The sequence below is a fragment of the Chryseobacterium sp. MFBS3-17 genome (assembly GCF_020687745.1).
GTDB lineage: Bacteria > Bacteroidota > Bacteroidia > Flavobacteriales > Weeksellaceae > Marnyiella.
In genome coordinates this window covers 20,327-38,354 of record NZ_JAJEWK010000005.1, presented here as the reverse complement: position 1 = coordinate 38,354, position 18,028 = coordinate 20,327, and the positions used below count along the sequence as shown (strand labels likewise).

The following is an 18,028-nucleotide window of genomic DNA, read 5'->3' as shown; positions in this document are numbered from 1 at the left end:
CCATCTTAAAATATTGAAAAAATGAACATCCATTTCACCCGTATGCTGCTTTTTATGCTCGCCGTCTTCATCAGTCCGGCGCAGGCGCAAACCAAAGGTTTCTACGAAAATGTCCAGAAAAAACACGTCAATCAGGTTCTGGATGATCTGAACACTTACGCAGCACAGGCAAACTTTACCAAATATTTTGATCTGTTTGCAGAGGAATCCACCTTTGCGGGCACAGACGCGACCGAGGTGTGGAACAAAAAAGAATTTATGGCCTATGCCAGGCCGCATTTTGAAAAAGGAAAGGCCTGGAACTTCAATTCCCTGAAGCGGAATATCACCTTCAGCAAGGATGGCAGTTATGCCTGGTTTGATGAAATACTGGATACCCAGATGAAACTCTGCCGCGGCAGTGGTGTGCTGGAGCGTACCTCCAAAGGCTGGAAAATCCGCCAGTATGTGCTGTCCATGACGGTACCCAATGATGTTTCGGGCGAGGTAGTCCGGGCAAAAACTCCGCTGGAAGACCTGCTCATTTCAGAATTGAAGAAGTAAAAAAAAACAAACAACATGTCAAAAAGAATAAAACCGAATCTCTCCCTGTTTCAGATCATCAACATGAGCATGGGATTTCTGGGAATCCAGATGGCTTTTGGATTACAAAACGGAAATGCCAGCCGAATTTTACAAAACTTCGGGGCAGATGTGCATCATCTGTCGTGGTTCTGGCTGGTGGCCCCCATCACCGGACTCATTGTTCAGCCCATTATCGGGCATATGGGAGATCATACCTGGTCAGAAAAATGGGGCCGGAGAAAACCTTATTTTTTCATCGGCGCATTGCTCACCGCTATCGGACTGGTATTTTTGCCAAATTCGGCCTCAGTGAGTGTGTTCCTGGCAGGTGGTGCGCTCGTATTTGCGGTACTTTTCCTGGCCATGATGGACGCCTCTATTAATGTCGCTATGGAGCCGTTCCGGGCACTGGTAGGGGATATGCTCCCAAAACATCAGGGCACGGTGGGTTTTTCCGTACAGACCATTTTAATCGGAATTGGTGCGGTCATTGGTTCGGGGATGCCTTCCTGGCTCACCAAACTGGGCGTATCTAATGTAGCAGCACCCGGTTTCGTTCCGGATTCTGTGATTTATTCCTTTTATGCCGGTGCCGGTGTGCTGCTGATGACGATTTTATATACCATTTTTACCACTAAAGAGTACTCGCCACAGGATTTCCAGGATTTCAGTAATGAAGCCGAAGAACCGGTGCCGGAAAAATCCAGATTCTCTGATATTCTAAAAGACTTTGTCAATATACCGCCGCTGATGAAAAAGTTGGGTTGGGTACAGTTTTTTTCATGGTTTGCCTTGTTTACGATGTGGGTATTTACCACATCTTCCATTGCCACCCATCACTTTGGTCTATCGCCGGATGATGGGGAATCTGAAACCTTCAATCTGGCGGGAAACCTGGTGGGCGAGTTGTTCGGATATTATAATTTCTTTGCAATTATCTTCGCCTTTATGCTCATTCCACTGGCCAGAAAAATTGGCAAGAAACAAACCCATGCGCTGGCTTTGTTTGCCGGTGGCGCAGGGCTGATCTCGATGTATTTTATAAAAGATCCGGGTTTGCTGTGGATTTCCATGCTGGGCATAGGGTTTGCGTGGGCCAGTATTCTGGCGATGCCTTACGCCATGCTCATCAACGTACTGCCGCTGAAAAAAATGGGCGTGTATATGGGGATTTTCAATTTCTTCATCGTACTGCCGCAGATTGTGAACGGGATTTTCGGAGGGATTATTGTCAAGAATATCTTCGGGAATTACGCTATGGGTTATGTGGTAGCCGGAGGAATTACCATGCTCATTGCTGCTTTAATTTCGCTCACGCTGAAAGATGTGGGTCGTGACCATGAGATGCCGGTGCAGGACATGCAAAACCGGGAAATTATTTAGTGAAAAGTTAAAAGATTATCAACAAGAACGGCCTTCGGTCCGTTTTTTTATTCGGTAGCTTTCGTCCGGTTGCTGATGAAATCCGAAAGAGCCGGAAGTGCAGCTTTGCTGATGTCTTTTGCGGCAGTGAGCAGGGTGATGGTGGGGTAGGCTTTCAGCATTTTAAGAAAGTCATCTGCCTGCGGATTGGCATTGAGTTCTTCGGTATATCTGCTTTCAAATGCTGAGAAGCTGAGGTCACCGGCATGATAAGATTTCCGCAATTCATGGGTGGGAGCGATGTCCTTTGCCCATAAATCAATCTGTGCTTTTTCTTTAGCCATTCCCCTTGGCCAGAGGCGGTCTGCCAGTATCCGGAAGCCATCTTCTTTTGCCGGTTCGTCATAAATTCTTTTAAATAAGATTTTCATGGGGTTTGTTTTGGGGGGAGCAGACAGACGAAGCGGGCGCCTGTGCCGCAGTTCATCTCAAAGATATGAAAACTTAGGCATTAACATTATCTTTCCCTGCCAGAAATAAAAACCTCCTCAGATATCACTTCTGAAGAGGGTGGGTTTTACGCATTTTAGTGATGATTTCCAGAAAATTGGGGTTGTGCAATTGCGACCTTTATTGGTGGTAGTTTTTTTATTCGTTCAGTTTGTATTTCAAGTCCATTCGTTCGTGTAATATTCTAACAACTTCAATTCTATCACTGGAAATAACTTGATAGAAAATAATGTGATTTCCCGTTCTCAATCCAAGCAAGTTATCGCTTATCCCATCATATTCTTTTCCGAGTTCTGGAGTTCTTCCGATTTGCGTACAGGCAAATTCTAACGCTAAATAGTATTTGTCAGCCTGCTTTTCTGACCATTCTTCAAAAGTGTAAATCCAAATATCATTCAGGTCGTCAATAGCCTCTTGTCTTAAAATAACATTAGCCATTTTTTCTTTTCTGATCTTTTAGGTTTTTCAAATTTTCTTTGAAGTCGAAATTTTCTACAAGTGGGCTATCTAATCCTTTCTGAATCGCAGCCTTCAATGCAATTACTTTATTTTCTTCATCTTCTAAAAGTCGAAGCCCTGCACGAATAACTTCACTGACATTTTTATAACGACCTGCTGAAACCTGACTGCTTACAAACTGATCAAAATAGTTTCCAAGTGATATTGATGTATTTTTCATTTTTATAAACTTTATTCAAAGTTACCAAAATTTGGTAAGTATTGCACATTTTTATTTTGAAATTGTCGAGGTATGTGGCTTCGGCTCGGTTTGGTAAAATTGCCACCGATATCCCGCCAGCATTGTACTTTGCGGCAGTTCATTTCAATCTGAAAACTTAGGCATTAATATTATCTTTCCCCTCGCGAAACAAAAATCTCCTGAGAAACGCTTCTGAGGAGGTCATTTTTTACGCATTTTGGCCTTTATTTGTAGAAAAGAGGGGTTGTGCAACGGCAACCGAAGTTAACCGTAGTTTTTTTTTAATCGATTTTATTTACTCTTCCGAATTGCACTTGATTTTCTTCAATTTTTCTATACAAATACTCGTTTTCATTAATTTTTAATATTCGTGCAATAAATTTAGGATTTTGAGAAAGTACTATTTCACTTTCGTCAGTTGGAATTATTGTATAATCACCATTCTTTAACCAAGAGATTTTACCACTATAAGTTTGTCCTTCATAAGTTTCATATTGAACATTTTCTCTTCTTTCAAAATTATAAATCTGAGAATCTCCTAAAATTTGCAATGTGAATTTACCTGTTTTAAATCTATACATTTTTCAGCATATAAATTCTTTGCTGAATTACTATTAAAATATATTGCGTCTACTAATGCCTCACAACCCTCTTCTTGTTCGCCAATTATAATTTTTAAATAACCTTTAAAATATAATGAACTTGGATTATTAGGTGAAAATTTAAGAGATTTATCTAAATTTATGAGTGCAGTATCAAAATCTTTACTATTAATATTATCCATTGCTATTTTCATTGTACTTGCCCAATCATTTTCTTGTTGACTAAAAACAAAAATTGGAAAAAATATCAGGATTAAAATCTTCATTTACGTAGTATTGTTATAAAATTACGGCTAACGTCATGTATTGCGGCAAAATCCGTAATTTTACTTCTTTAATAAACTTCACAATGAAAATACTTGCTTTTGCCGGGAGTAATTCCACGGTTTCCATCAACAAACAACTGGTCACCTTCGCTGCTTCTTTCTTTGCAGAAGACGAGGTTGAAATTCTGGATCTCAATGATTATGATATGCCCATCTATAAACGGGAAACTGAAATAGAGCACGGAATTCCGCAAAAAGCCCTGGATTTTGCTGCCAAAATAGATGCTGCTCAGTTGCTCCTGCTTTCCACACCAGAGAATAACGGGAATTTCCCGGCGGTATTCAAAAACCTGATGGACTGGATTTCCAGAATTAAAAACCGCAAAATTTTCAACGGCAAACCCATGCTGCTCATGGCCACTTCAGATGGCGGCCGCGGTGGAGCCAGTGTGCTGGAGATAGCTGAAAAACGTTTTCCTTACGATGGGGCAGAGGTATTGGAAACTTTTTCGTTGCCCAGGTTCAAAGATAATTTTGATCAGGAAAATGGAATTCTGGACCCGGAAAAACGGGAAGAACTGAAATCCAAAATTGAGAACATCAAACAAAATCATTGATAATAAAAAAATCGGGCCTAAAACCCGATTTTTTTATGCTGCGAACCAATTGATTTCACTTATGCTTGCTTCACCGCCGTGAATATTTTCTTGCCCAAAAGCACCAGCGGAACCATAACCAGTCCGGCAGCAATACCGAAAAGCAACTGCTTCAGCATCGGATAAAGATCCGGAAGCAGGTGATGCAGAAATTCAATATTATGCTCGAAAATCCCACCGGAAACCAGCAATAAAGCAATGGTACCGATGACGCCGAGCGCTTTGATGACAATCGGTAACGCTTTTACCAGTGTCTCACCCACCGCATTCAGAAAACCTTTGCTGTCTGATCTTTTAATGAGGTTATAACCGGCATCATCCATCCGGACAATCAGCGCTACAATACCATATACACCTACCGTAGCGATAAGGGAAACAATAGATACCGTAATGATCTGAATGGCCAGACTGCGGTCCAGCACCGTACCCAGTGCAATAATGACAATTTCTATAGACAGGATAAAATCCGTAGTGACCGCAGATTTGATTTTGGCTTTTTCTAAGTCGGCACCGTTTTCCAGAGGATTTTCTATTTCCCGAACCACCTCTTTGCCTTTCTTCTCCCGGTGGAACAGGAATTCTATGATTTTTTCCATTCCCTCATAGGCCAGATACAGTCCGCCGATGATGAGGATGATGGTAATGGCAGGCGGGTAAAGTGCCTGCAGCAAAAATGCCACCGGAAGTATAATGAGTTTGTTAATGAGCGAGCCTTTCATGATCTTCAGCAGAACGGGAATTTCTCTGTTCGAAAGGAAACCCGTAGCCTTTTCGGCATTCACCGCAAGGTCGTCTCCCAGAATCCCGGCCGTTTGTTTAGTAGCCAGTTTGGAAGTCACGGCCACATCGTCCATTAAGGCTGCAATATCATCCAGAATTGCAAAAAAGCCTGATGCCATAAAGTGAAATTTAGGCTACAAAAATAACCAAAACAGACCGATAATGACTGGCTTAAAAAAATATTTTTTGAATTTTTAAAATTGGTTTAAAATCAGTATTTTTGCCAGACTAAAATTTGAGAATTGAAACTGCACCAATTACATCTTCCAAAACCTGAGATCCACATGTCTGGAGATGTAACTGACGCTGAAAAATACTGAACGAAAGCCGGCAAGCATATATTTGTCGGCTTTTTTATTGAACAAATTGAAATCATTTCATCAGGAAGAACCACAAACCAATATTATGAGCAATACCTATAAATCCGCCGGTGTAGACAAGGAAGAAGGCTACAAAACAGTAGATAAAATAAAATCTGCCGTAGCAGAAACGCACAACGAAAATGTACTGAATAACCTGGGCAGCTTTGGTGCTTTTTACCAGATTGCAGGCTACAAAAATCCGGTGCTGGTCTCGGGTACCGATGGGGTAGGAACCAAACTGAAAGTAGCGCTGGATTCTAAAAAATACGACTCCATAGGCGTAGATTGTTTTGCCATGTGTGCCAATGATATCCTGTGCCATGGTGCAAAACCGCTGTTCTTTCTGGATTATCTGGCGTGTGGCAAACTGGACTCGGAAATTGCTGCAGAAATTGTAATGGGCATGGTGAGCGCCTGCAAAGACAATAACTGTGCACTTATTGGTGGTGAAACCGCAGAAATGCCGGGCATGTACCAGCCCGGAGATTATGATGTGGCCGGATTCTGTGTGGGTATTGTGGAAAAAGATGAGATCATAGACGGTTCAAAAATTAAGAAAGGCGATAAAATCATCGCATTGCCAAGTTCCGGTTTTCACAGCAACGGATTCTCCCTGGTCAGAAAAATATTCCCGGATTTTAATGAAGAATTTGAAGGCAAACCACTGTACGAAACGCTGCTGGTGCCTACCAGATTATACTACAACGATGTATTCCGGGTGCTGGAAGAAGTAAAAGTAGGCGGCATAGCTCACATTACGGGTGGCGGACTCATAGAAAACGTACCAAGAATACTGACCGACGGACTCTGTGCCAGCATCGATACTTCCAGAATTAAAATTCCGGCGGTCATGCTGGAGCTGGAGAAACGCGGGAAAATTGAAAGACATGAAATGTTCGGAACCTTCAATATGGGGGTAGGCATGGTGATTGTGACCGATGAGGCTCATGCAGGAAAAGTACTGAATCTTGTAGATGATGCTTATGAAATTGGAGAAATTACTGAAAACGCTGACACAAAAATTATTTTAAACTAAGATCAGCCGAAAACGGCGACCGCATGAAAAAATTAGTCATCTTAGTTTCCGGGTCAGGAACCAATCTGCAAAGAATCATAGACAGCACTGCCTCCGGCGAGATTCCGGATGCGGAAATCAGTCTGGTTGTGGCAGACCGTGAATGTTACGGACTGCAGCGTGCAGAAGATCACGGCATTAAAAATCAACTGATCAGAAGAGGAAAAGGTTTTTCGGCAGCACTGGAAACGCTGATGCCGGAAGATACCAGCCTTATTGTACTGGCAGGCTTTCTCTCCATACTGAGTACCGGTTTTTGCGAAAAATACCATGGCAGAATCATCAATATTCACCCCGCACTGCTCCCGAAATTTGGAGGCAAAGGAATGTGGGGAATGAATGTGCACCAGGCTGTGATTGATGCAGGCGAAAAAGAAAGCGGCGCCACAGTGCATTTCGTGACCGCTGAAATAGACGAAGGCGAAATCATTCTGCAGGGCAAGGTTGCAGTGGAAGAAAACGATACTCCCGAAACACTTGCCGCAAAAGTGCATCAGGCAGAATATGACATTTTCCCGAAAGCCATTGCAAAAGTTTTGCGGAATCAGTCCTGAAATGAGGAACCGCAGTCATTGACCAGCGGCTATCAATCAGAACATTTCACCATTTCGCGGAAATGTAATACATCATAAATAAAGGCGAGGGCCGGTTTCTGACGGCTCGCATGAAAGAATAAAGAATAAATAGAAAGTAAAAATGAAAAAACGTGCGCTGATCTCCGTGTCCGATAAATCCGGACTCACAGATTTTGCAAAATTCCTGGAAGCAAACAATTACGAACTCATTTCCACCGGCGGAACTTTTAAACATCTGAAAGATGCCGGTCTCAATCCCATTCAGATTGACGAAGTGACAGGATTCCCTGAAATGCTGGATGGCCGTGTGAAAACCCTGCACCCTAAAGTTCATGGCGGACTGCTGGCTGTGCGAACCAATGAGGAACACATGAAAACCGTAGAGGAACACCAAATCGGACTCATTCACATGGTAATTGTGAATCTGTATCCGTTCTTCGAAAATGCCAATGCAGACATTTCTCTGGATGAAAAAGTAGAATTTATAGACATCGGCGGACCTTCCATGCTGCGCTCGGCAGCCAAAAACTTCAAAGCGGTTACCGTGATTACCGATGTGGAAGATTATGCTAAAGTACAGCAGGAAATGACGGATTCCGGAGATACTACCCCTGAAACCAGAAAAAAACTTGCCGGAAAGGTGTTTAATCTCACTTCAGCGTATGATGCAGCCATCTCTTCAATGCTTTTGGAAGAAACCTATCCGCAATACCTGAATGCTTCCTATAAAAAAGTGTCAGACCTCAGATATGGTGAGAATCCGCATCAGACTGCGGCTTACTACGTATCCACAACACAGAACGGGGCCATGAAGGACTTTGACATCCTGGGGGGCAAAGAACTTTCCTTTAATAATCTCCGCGATATGGATCTGTGCTGGAAGGTAGTCAACGAATTTAAAGAAGAAATGGCCTGCTGTGCGGTAAAACATTCCACACCTTGTGGAGTGGCGATTGGAACATCTGCTGTGGAAACCTATACCAAAACCTACGAGTGTGATCCGGTTTCTATTTTCGGTGGAATCATCGGTATGAATTATAAAGTAGATGCCGCCACCGCAGAGGAACTGAACAAAACATTCCTGGAAATCGTCATGGCGGTAGATTTTGATGCAGATGCCCTGGAAATCCTCAGAAAGAAGAAAAATCTCAGAATTATTAAGATTAACAATCCGGTATCTGATGCCCAAACCTGGGTGAAAACAGACGGTGGTATTCTGGTACAGGACAGTGATCATCAGTTTTCACAGGACATCAAGGCAGTTACCACTGGGCAGCCGACTCCGGAGCAGGAAAAAGCTTTACTGTTTGCCCAGAGAGTAGTGAAATATGTAAAATCCAATGCCATTGTGGTATCAAACGGGGCGCAGGCTCTGGGAATCGGTGGCGGACAGGTAAACCGGATCTGGGCCACCCAGCATGCCGTGGAAAGAGCCAAAGAAAAATTCTCCGGCGACCTGGTATTAGCGTCAGATGCGTTTTTTCCGTTCCGTGATGTGGTGGATTTTTGTGCTGCAGAAGGCATTAAAGCCATCATACAACCCGGCGGGTCTGTAAAGGATCAGGATTCTGTAGATGCGGCCAATGAGCATGGTATCCCGATGATGTTCAGCGGAATGCGGCATTTCTTCCACTAGAAAGCAGATTTTTCTTGAAATTTTACGGGTTGCAGATTTGAAAAACCCACCCAAATTGTTAGTTTTGTAAATAGTAAAATAAATTAAAATGAGAATATTAATCATAGGAAATGGTGGACGTGAAGCCGCTATTGGTAAAAAATTAGCCGAAGACCGCAGAGTCACTCAGATTTTCTTTGCCAAAGGAAATGCGACTACAGAGCAGATCGGCAAGAATATTTCTTTAACCGACAACCGTGAGCTGGTGAATTTTGCCATCCGCGAAGCAGTGGATCTGACCATCGTAGGTCCGGAGGCTTTCCTGGTAAGCGGAATCGTAGATGATTTCACAAAAGCCGGACTGCGCATTTTCGGACCATCCAAAAAAGTGGCTAATCTGGAAGGCAGCAAGGCTTACTCCAAAAAATTCATGCAGGAATATGGTGTAAAAACAGCATCTGCACAAATTTTCAGTTCCTATGTAGAAGCAGAAGCGTACCTGAAAACCGCACAATATCCTTTAATCATCAAGGCTTCCGGTCTTGCACAGGGGAAAGGCGTGGTGCTGGCAGATGACAAGGATGAAGCTCTGAAAATCATTCACGATTTCATGATTGCCAAAATCTACGGCGACGCAGGCATTAAAGTAGTGATAGAAGAATACCTGAAAGGGTTTGAAGCCTCTATCATCTGTTTTTCCAACGGAAAAGACCTGATTCCATGTATTGCCGCCAAAGATTACAAAAGAGCAGGGAATAACCATACCGGACCCAATACCGGAGGAATGGGAAGCGTGGCACCCAGCCCGGAATTTACGGCAGCACACGAAGAAGATTTCAGAAAAAACATTCTGGAACCCACACTGCGGGGCATGAAGGATAATTATCTGATGTTTTCCGGATTTATTTTCTTCGGACTGATGGTTACAGACAAAGGCTGCCATCTGCTGGAGTACAATATGAGATCAGGAGACCCTGAAACTCAGGTCATCATGCCGCTTCTGGAAAACAATCTGCTGGATACCATTAATGATTGTATTGACGGTAAAGATATTGAGCTGAAATTTAAAGACGAAAAAGCCGTATGCCTGGTGATGGTTTCCGGAGGATATCCCGGAAAATATCAGACCGGTTATGAAATTACCAACCTGAACAGAGTCAATCAAAGTTCGGTACTGCTGGCCGGTGCCTCGTCTAAAGCAGGCGGCATCTACAGCGCCGGCGGACGGGTAGTCAATTTGGTAGCAACAGGCGCCAGTTTTGACGAAGCGCGAAAGAAAGTGTACGAAGATGCGAAAACCATTCAGTTCGATTACGCCTACTACCGTGACGACATTGCAAAATTCTAACAGATAAGAAACGTGAGTTTTTCACGTTTTTTTAGTATTAAACATTAAAAATTTTATTGATTATGAAGAACGGAATCATCATCCTGGACTTCGGCTCACAATACAACCAACTGATTGCCCGCAGAATACGCGAAATGGAAGTGTATTCCGAAGTGCTGCCTTTCAATACGCCATTGGATGAAATTCTGCAAAAAAATCCTGCGGGGATCATTCTTTCCGGAGGTCCAAGCTCTGTAAATGCAGAAAATGCACACCTGATTGAGGCCTCATTATTTGACCAGGATATTCCGGTGCTCGGAATCTGCTATGGCATGCAACTCACCACCCACCTGCTGGGCGGCAAAGTAAAAAAAGGTCAAAAAGGTGAATATGGTAAAGCTCAACTGAAAATAGACCGCACCAACTCGCTGCTGGGCGGCGTAAGCCGGTTTTCTACCGTCTGGATGAGTCATTTTGATGAAGTAGAAGAAGTGCCGGAGGGTTTTGTGGTCAATGCTACTACTGATGTAGTTTCTGCCATTTCTAACGAATCCAGAAAAATATACGGTGTACAGTTTCACCCGGAAGTTTCCCATACCGAGGAGGGACAGCGCATGCTTGAAAATTTTGTCTTTAAAATCTGTAATGCACCGAAAAAATGGCATCTCACCAATTATATAGACAAAACCATCAAAGAAATCAAGGCGAAAGTTGGCACGGATAAAGTTATTCTGGGACTTTCCGGAGGCGTGGATTCCTCTGTGGCGGCTGTACTGATTCACAGGGCCATCGGCGACCAGTTGCAATGTATATTTGTGGATACCGGATTGCTGCGTAAAGATGAGGGTCAAAAGGTAATGGCCAACTATGGCGAACATTTCCACATGAAAATTGAAATGGTAGATGCCCGTAAACGTTTTATGGATAAACTGAGCGGTATTTCTGACCCCGAGGAGAAAAGAAAAATCATCGGAAATGAATTTGTCGCTGTTTTTGACGAGGAATCTCACAAATTTGAAGGGGCCAAATTTCTGGCACAGGGAACCATTTACCCGGACGTTATCGAAAGTCAGTCGGTTAAAGGTCCCTCAGCAGTAATCAAATCACACCACAATGTAGGCGGACTGCCGGAAGAAATGAATCTGGAACTGCTGGAACCTCTGCGCGAACTGTTTAAGGATGAGGTAAGGAAAGTAGGAGAGGAGCTCGGGATTCCGCACCACCTGGTGTACAGACATCCGTTCCCCGGACCAGGACTGGGTATCCGGATTCTGGGTGAGGTGAACGAGGAAAAAGTCAAAATCCTGCAGGAGGCAGATGATATTTTCATTGAAGAACTGTATAAGAATGATCTGTACGAAAAGGTTTCTCAGGCTTTTGTAGTTCTGCTACCGGTAAAATCTGTAGGTGTAATGGGCGATGAGCGTACCTATGAATATACGGCTGTAGTCCGCTCTGCCAATACTACAGATTTCATGACGGCGACCTTCAGCCATTTCCCGTGGGAATTTCTGGAAAACGTCTCAAACAGAATCATCAATGAAGTGCGCGGCATCAACCGTGTGGCGTATGACATCTCCAGCAAACCACCGGCAACAATTGAGTGGGAATAAAATAAAAATGACCCGGACGAGCTATCGTTCGGGTGATTTTTTTTCTGAATAGCTTAGTTTCCCCCGATACCGTGTTGCTTCAGACGCATTTCGGTATAATTCCCGGAAACCGTAAGCGTGTCCGGATACTGATAAATTTTCTGAATCTTTTCCTCCAAATCAAATTTCATATAAAAAGGAACCTTCTCATAGGTGTTACCCAGCAGGACAATGGTACTGTCATCTTCCCAGTATCCCTCTTCTATAGTAAATGAAGGGCCGAAAAATGCAATCTGGCTAATCTCCTTTTTCTCCATATCCACCAGGTTTACCTGCTGGTCTGCTTCAAAAGAAGGATTTTGGTTTTCGTCTAATGACCAGTGATAGCTGTGAAAATCCACATACTTCAGGCTGTCTGCGCTGTAAATCAGGAATTTTTTATATACCTCTTCGAAATCTTCTTCATACACCGCCGGAACATTTCCCGCACGGACCATCATCTGCAGAGAATCTTTCAGCGTAAAACCGGAAAAATTGAAGTCCGGATTTTCTGCCCGGTAAAAATCCATCCACCGCACCAGATTTTCCGGAAGTGGCTGGCGCTGCAGACCGGAAACCGAATCTGTCACCTTCTTTTCATGTGAAGACTCTGCCGGCAATTTCTTGTCGCAGGCCATAATTGCCAATACAGATATCCAGATGATTTTTTTCATTTTATTCCGCTTTTAAAAAATCAGCAATGGCTTTCTCTGCACACTGCCTTCCATACTCAATCTGCTTTTTAACTTTAAAAAAATCGTGCATGGCACAGGATTCCCGGGACAGCTGAATGAGCAAATCCGGCGGACAGGCTTTCAGGGAATTCTGAGCATTGGTCTCAATCAGCAGGGACAGGGAATGGGTAAACACATTCAGGTTGCCGCAAAGGTCTTTCACCGGACTGGTCTGGCCTTCATAGGGAATAAAGGCATTGACATCTACCACCATCAGCAGATCACGTTTCTTTCTTTTGGCATATTCCACCGGAATATTGTTTAAGATTCCTCCGTCCACGTACACATCATTATCAATCTCTACCGGTGAAAATATGGTGGGAATGGCTACAGAAGCCCGTATGGCATCGTAAATATCACCTTCGGTGAAGCAAACTGTTTTTTTGGCATATAATTGTGTCGCAATCGCTGCAAAACCAATATCCAGATCTTCTATATTGGTGGTGGGAAACAAGGTTTTCATTTTGCGGAACACCCTGTTGCCTTTCAGAAAACCCCGCCGGCGAATAGAAAGATCAATCAGATCCAGCGCCTGCAATTTGCCCATATGGGTCACCCACTCTTTAAAATCATCGAGCCTGCCCATGGCATACAGCCCGCCAATGAGCGCTCCCATGGAAGTGCCGCTGATATGGTGAATATGAAATCCATGCTCCCGCAATACCTCTAAAACACCTATATGGCCGAAACCGCGGGCACCACCACCAGACAGTACCAGCGATACTTCACGGTATTTTTTCTTTCTTTTTTCAGAATTAAAAATGGAAAACAATGCTATAATTTATGTTCTATAAATACAAATTCCGGCCCAACAATGCAACAGGAAGTGCAGCAGGTACAGACAGACTAAAGGTTTAATCATTTCTGCAAATGGAAGTTGCGAAGACACAAAAAATTCCAAATTCAAAAAAAACTATCTTTGTCGCATGAAAATCACTTTTGCAGACTTTGAATTATCCGGAAGAATTCTGGACGCACTGGCAGACCTGAACCTGTTTGAGCCTACGCCCATACAGGAGAAGAGCTTTAAACCCATCTTGTCCGGCCGCGATATCATGGGTATTGCGCAGACCGGAACCGGAAAAACACTGGCCTATTTGCTGCCGGTTCTGCAAATGTGGAAATACAATAAAAGCGGGCACCCCACTGTATTGGTCCTGGTTCCTACCCGTGAACTGGTGGTTCAGGTTACAGAAGTGCTGGAGCAACTGGCACAGAACACTACCGCCAGAATCATTGGAATTTATGGTGGTAAAAACATCAATACCCAAAAGCTTTTATTTAATGACGGCTGTGATATTCTGGTGGGAACCCCCGGCAGGGTCATGGATCTGGCCATAGACAATGCCATTTCTCTGAAAGAAGTGCAGAAACTGGTGATAGACGAGTTTGATGAAATGCTGAACCTGGGTTTCAGACCGCAACTCACGCATATTTTTGAGATGATGAAAGCCAAAAGGCAAAACATTCTGTTTTCTGCGACCATGACCGAAGCCGTAGATGAGATGCTGGATGAGTATTTTGCCAATCCGGTGGAAATTTCTCTTGCAAAATCCGGAACCCCACTGGAGAAAATTGAACAATCTTTCTATCCGGTAAGAAACTTCAATACAAAAATTAATCTGCTGAAGCATCTTCTAGAAACTGACCCGGAAATGTCTAAGGTACTGATTTTTACCAATAATAAAAAGCACGCCGATTTACTTTTTACCAAAATAGATGAGTTGTTCCCAGAACAGTTTGATGTGATTCACTCCAATAAATCCCAAAATTACCGTTTGCGAGCCATGAAAAGCTTTCAGAATCAGGAAGTTCGCGGACTCATTACCACAGACATCATGGCAAGAGGTCTGGATATTTCAGACATTACCCATGTCATCAATTTTGAAACCCCTGAAGTACCGGAGCAGTACATTCACCGCATCGGCCGTACCGGCCGGGCAGACAAAGACGGCATCGCTCTTTCATTTGTTACTCCAAAAGAAGAGCCCTTACTGCTTGATATAGAAGTTCTTATGGATAAAGAACTCAAGCAGATTCCATTCCCGGAATCCGTACCGGAAAACCCGCAAAAAATTGCCTCCGAACAGGAGGTAGTGGTCATGAAGAATGCCCACACCGTAAAAATTGTAGAAGGCGGCGGCGCATTTCATGAGAAGAAAGCGAAAAACCGTAAAGAAAACTGGGGCGGTCCAACCAAAAGAAACCCACCGAAAACAAAACCCGGAAACCGTGCTCAGGCTAAAGCAAAGAGCAAAGCCAAGCGTAAAAAATAAGTATTCCGTAGCAGATTTATCTAAGGAAATCGCATTTGCCCGGATGTGAATTCAGCATTATGGGTGAGTTAAATTGTGCTTTAAATTATGTAATTTTGCACCGTTCTGTTTTTTAGAGAAAAACAGGGCTTAATTCATGACTGAAAGCAAAGAATATATAGAAGTTTACGGCGCCCGTGAACACAATTTAAAAAACATCAACGTTAAAATTCCCCGCAATGAACTGGTTGTCATCACCGGTCTTTCCGGCAGCGGGAAATCTTCCTTAGCCTTTGATACCATTTTCGCCGAAGGACAGCGGCGTTATATTGAAACCTTTTCCGCATACGCCAGGCAGTTTCTCGGTGGACTGGAACGTCCGGATGTGGACAAAATAGAGGGTCTGTCTCCGGTTATTGCCATAGAGCAGAAAACTACGAACAAAAATCCGCGTTCTACCGTAGGTACTGTGACAGAGCTGTACGATTTTCTAAGACTGCTCTTCGCCAGAGTTTCAGACGCTTACTCACTGACCTCCGGAAAAAAACTGGTAAGCTATACCGAAGAACAAATTCTGGAAACCATTAACGAAAATTTCGCCGGAGAAAAAATTCTTCTGCTGGCACCGGTTGTCCGCTCCAGAAAAGGACATTATCATGAACTGTTTATCCAAATGGCCAAAAAAGGATATGGCCAGGCCCGCATAGACGGGGTTTTGCAGGATATAGAATACGACCTGAAGCTGGACCGGTACAAAACACATGATATCGACATTGTGATAGACCGGTGGATCATCGGGGAAAAGGCGACAGAAAACCGTATGGCAAAATCGCTGAAAACCGCTTTGGATATGGGCGAAGGTGTCATTGGCATTCAGAAACTCAACGAAACCGACATCCAGTATTTCTCCAAAAATCTGATGGACGATGATACCGGCATGTCCATGGCACTGCCGGAACCCAACACCTTCTCCTTCAACTCTCCCAAGGGCAGCTGCCCGAACTGCAAAGGACTGGGCACCATCAAAAAAATCAACACTGACCATTTTGTAACCAACGATAAATTATCCATCAATCAGGGAGCATTACTGCCACTGGAAGACATCAAAAATAACAAATGGGTGCTCACCCAGATCAAGAACATCATGGAAGTTTTCGGTCTGGATTTATCCACCCCTTTCCACAAAATTCCGGAGGATGTGTTGCATCACATCTACCATGGGATGTCCAGCGAGATCAATAAAGACCTGAAATATGCCGGAATTTCCAAGAAAATCAAAGTAAATTTTGAGGGTCTTATAGCGTTCATGGATGGCATTATTGAAGATAAAGAAAGTTATGATGCGGTACTGCTGGAGCGGCATTTTACCACAGAAGAAACTTGCCCCCACTGCAAAGGTACCCGGTTGCAGCCGGAAAGCCTGAGCTTTAAAATTGATGATAAAAACATCGCCGAAGTCAGTGCTTTGTCTCTGGCAGATCTTCAGGAATGGCTGGGCTCGGTGAAAACAAAATTCTCCCGGAAAAACAGCATCATTGCTCATGAAATTTTAAAAGAAATTGAGACCCGCCTGCAGTTTTTGCTGGATGTAGGGTTGGATTACCTGAGTCTGAGCCGCAGTTCCAGAACCCTTTCTGGGGGAGAAAGTCAGCGCATCCGTCTGGCTACCCAGATCGGATCTCAGTTGGTGAATGTGCTGTATATCCTGGATGAACCCTCCATCGGACTGCATCAGCGGGACAATGAACGGTTGATCACCTCTCTGAAAAACCTTCGGGACATCGGTAATTCCGTGCTGGTGGTAGAGCATGACAAAGACATGATTCTGGGTGCCGACCATGTACTGGACATTGGTCCCAAAGCCGGAAAACACGGTGGCGAAATACTGTGGCAGGGAAAACCGGATGACATGCTGAAAGCAGACACCGTGACTGCAGATTATATGACCGGACGCCGCAATATTGAAATTCCTGCTGAAAGAAGAAAAGGCAACGGTAAAAGCATCGTGCTGAAAAGCGCCAGCGGCAATAATCTGAAAAATGTAAATCTGGAAATACCGCTGGGAAAACTGGTAGTGGTTACGGGAATTTCAGGAAGCGGAAAATCATCGCTCATTAACGGAACATTGTATCCCATTCTGAATCAGCATTTTTACCGGAGTGTACAGGAGCCCCTGCCTTACAAGAAAATTGAAGGCATAGAGCATATAGACAAAATTGTGGATGTGGATCAGGCACCCATAGGGCGAACTCCACGTTCCAATCCAGCCACCTATACCGGTATGTTCACAGACATCCGTACCCTTTTTGCAGAACTGCCGGAAAGTAAAATCCGTGGTTACAAACCGGGAAGATTTTCTTTTAATGTGAAAGGCGGCCGCTGCGAAACCTGCCAGGGAGGAGGTTTAAAGGTGATTGAAATGAATTTCCTGCCAGATGTGTACGTGCATTGTGAAACCTGCAATGGTAAAAGATTCAACCGGGAAACACTGGAGGTCCGCTATAAAGGAAAATCCATTTCCGATGTTCTGGAAATGACTATAGACGAAGCGGTAGAATTTTTTGCACCGATTCCGAAGATTTTCAATAAAGTGAAAACCCTGCAGGATGTTGGACTGGGATATATCACCCTGGGACAACAATCCACCACGGTTTCTGGCGGGGAGGCACAACGCATCAAACTGGCTACGGAATTGTCTAAAAGGCAAACCGGAAACACCCTTTATATTCTGGACGAGCCCACTACCGGGCTTCATTTTGAAGATGTAAAAGTCCTGATGGACTCCATTAACAAACTGGTAGATTTGGGGAATTCATTCATCATTATTGAACATAATATGGATGTCATTAAACTCGCCGATCACATTATAGACATTGGTCCGGAAGGTGGTAAGCACGGGGGTAAAATTGTAACCGAAGGTACACCGGAGGAGATTGTGAAAAATAAAAAGTCGCTGACGGGAAAATTCTTGAAGAACGAACTGAAGCGGTGACTTTGGCAAGATCAAAACACAG

Annotated in this window: 18 protein-coding genes; 10 read left to right on the top strand and 8 right to left on the bottom strand. The window is 43.8% G+C overall.

Annotation, left to right across the window (positions count from 1 at the left end):
• The first annotated feature begins 21 nt into the window (after window positions 1–21).
• Window positions 22–543: a nuclear transport factor 2 family protein gene (locus LKO26_RS02750; RefSeq protein WP_227586308.1), complete on the top strand. Its 522-nt coding sequence runs from the start codon at window positions 22–24 to the stop codon at window positions 541–543.
• A gap of 15 nt (window positions 544–558) precedes the next feature.
• Window positions 559–1,947, top strand: coding sequence for an MFS transporter (locus LKO26_RS02745; protein ID WP_227586307.1), 1,389 nt, complete (start codon window positions 559–561; stop codon window positions 1,945–1,947).
• A 47-nt stretch (window positions 1,948–1,994) separates the two neighbouring features.
• Here LKO26_RS02745 and LKO26_RS02740 read toward each other — a convergent pair whose 3' ends face one another.
• From LKO26_RS02740 to LKO26_RS02720, 5 genes are all read right to left on the bottom strand, one after another.
• Window positions 1,995–2,357 (bottom strand): DUF488 domain-containing protein, encoded by a 363-nt coding sequence (locus LKO26_RS02740; RefSeq protein WP_227586306.1) that lies wholly within the window; start codon window positions 2,355–2,357, stop codon window positions 1,995–1,997.
• 217 nt (window positions 2,358–2,574) lie between these two features.
• The gene (locus LKO26_RS02735) at window positions 2,575–2,874 is read right to left on the bottom strand and encodes a type II toxin-antitoxin system RelE/ParE family toxin (RefSeq protein ID WP_227586305.1); all 300 of its coding nucleotides are present in this window, start codon (window positions 2,872–2,874) and stop codon (window positions 2,575–2,577) included.
• Complete coding sequence (locus tag LKO26_RS02730; RefSeq protein WP_227586304.1) at window positions 2,867–3,115, bottom strand: type II toxin-antitoxin system ParD family antitoxin; 249 nt, start codon at window positions 3,113–3,115, stop codon at window positions 2,867–2,869. The genes LKO26_RS02735 and LKO26_RS02730 overlap by 8 nt, the downstream gene beginning before the upstream one ends.
• Window positions 3,116–3,417: 302 nt before the next feature.
• Window positions 3,418–3,687: a hypothetical protein gene (locus tag LKO26_RS02725; protein WP_227586303.1), complete on the bottom strand. Its 270-nt coding sequence runs from the start codon at window positions 3,685–3,687 to the stop codon at window positions 3,418–3,420.
• Complete coding sequence (locus tag LKO26_RS02720; RefSeq protein WP_227586302.1) at window positions 3,675–4,004, bottom strand: hypothetical protein; 330 nt, start codon at window positions 4,002–4,004, stop codon at window positions 3,675–3,677. The genes LKO26_RS02725 and LKO26_RS02720 overlap by 13 nt, the downstream gene beginning before the upstream one ends.
• An 83-nt stretch (window positions 4,005–4,087) precedes the next feature.
• Between LKO26_RS02720 and LKO26_RS02715 the strand changes: the two genes are divergently transcribed.
• Window positions 4,088–4,621 carry an NADPH-dependent FMN reductase gene (locus LKO26_RS02715; protein ID WP_227586301.1) on the top strand — a complete coding sequence of 178 codons (534 nt, stop codon included), beginning with the start codon at window positions 4,088–4,090 and terminating at the stop codon, window positions 4,619–4,621.
• A 59-nt stretch (window positions 4,622–4,680) separates the two neighbouring features.
• On the opposite strand, the gene LKO26_RS02710 is transcribed toward LKO26_RS02715, so the two are convergent.
• On the bottom strand, window positions 4,681–5,559 hold the full coding sequence (locus tag LKO26_RS02710) for a DUF808 domain-containing protein (RefSeq protein WP_227586300.1): 879 nt from the start codon (window positions 5,557–5,559) through the stop codon (window positions 4,681–4,683).
• Between the two features lie 286 nt (window positions 5,560–5,845).
• Between LKO26_RS02710 and purM the strand changes: the two genes are divergently transcribed.
• From purM to guaA, 5 genes are all read left to right on the top strand, one after another.
• A complete protein-coding gene (gene purM, locus LKO26_RS02705; RefSeq protein WP_227586299.1) occupies window positions 5,846–6,838 on the top strand; it encodes a phosphoribosylformylglycinamidine cyclo-ligase in 993 nt (330 codons plus the stop codon).
• A gap of 23 nt (window positions 6,839–6,861) precedes the next feature.
• Complete coding sequence (gene purN / locus LKO26_RS02700) at window positions 6,862–7,431, top strand: phosphoribosylglycinamide formyltransferase (RefSeq protein ID WP_227586298.1); 570 nt, start codon at window positions 6,862–6,864, stop codon at window positions 7,429–7,431.
• A gap of 142 nt (window positions 7,432–7,573) precedes the next feature.
• Window positions 7,574–9,088 carry a bifunctional phosphoribosylaminoimidazolecarboxamide formyltransferase/IMP cyclohydrolase gene (gene purH, locus LKO26_RS02695; protein ID WP_227586297.1) on the top strand — a complete coding sequence of 505 codons (1,515 nt, stop codon included), beginning with the start codon at window positions 7,574–7,576 and terminating at the stop codon, window positions 9,086–9,088.
• A gap of 88 nt (window positions 9,089–9,176) precedes the next feature.
• On the top strand, window positions 9,177–10,415 hold the full coding sequence (gene purD, locus LKO26_RS02690; protein ID WP_227586296.1) for a phosphoribosylamine--glycine ligase: 1,239 nt from the start codon (window positions 9,177–9,179) through the stop codon (window positions 10,413–10,415).
• A gap of 62 nt (window positions 10,416–10,477) precedes the next feature.
• Window positions 10,478–12,007: a glutamine-hydrolyzing GMP synthase gene (gene guaA / locus LKO26_RS02685; RefSeq protein ID WP_227586295.1), complete on the top strand. Its 1,530-nt coding sequence runs from the start codon at window positions 10,478–10,480 to the stop codon at window positions 12,005–12,007.
• A gap of 53 nt (window positions 12,008–12,060) precedes the next feature.
• Here guaA and LKO26_RS02680 read toward each other — a convergent pair whose 3' ends face one another.
• Entirely contained in the window at window positions 12,061–12,699 is a 639-nt protein-coding gene (locus LKO26_RS02680) for a hypothetical protein (protein ID WP_227586294.1), read from the bottom strand.
• Between the two features lies 1 nt (window position 12,700).
• Window positions 12,701–13,531 (bottom strand): patatin-like phospholipase family protein, encoded by an 831-nt coding sequence (locus LKO26_RS02675; protein ID WP_227586293.1) that lies wholly within the window; start codon window positions 13,529–13,531, stop codon window positions 12,701–12,703.
• A gap of 154 nt (window positions 13,532–13,685) precedes the next feature.
• On the opposite strand from LKO26_RS02675, the gene LKO26_RS02670 reads away from it, so the two are divergent.
• On the top strand, window positions 13,686–15,035 hold the full coding sequence (locus LKO26_RS02670; RefSeq protein WP_227586292.1) for a DEAD/DEAH box helicase: 1,350 nt from the start codon (window positions 13,686–13,688) through the stop codon (window positions 15,033–15,035).
• 136 nt (window positions 15,036–15,171) lie between these two features.
• A complete protein-coding gene (uvrA, locus tag LKO26_RS02665) occupies window positions 15,172–18,006 on the top strand; it encodes an excinuclease ABC subunit UvrA (protein WP_227586291.1) in 2,835 nt (944 codons plus the stop codon).
• The last annotated feature ends 22 nt before the right edge of the window (window positions 18,007–18,028 follow it).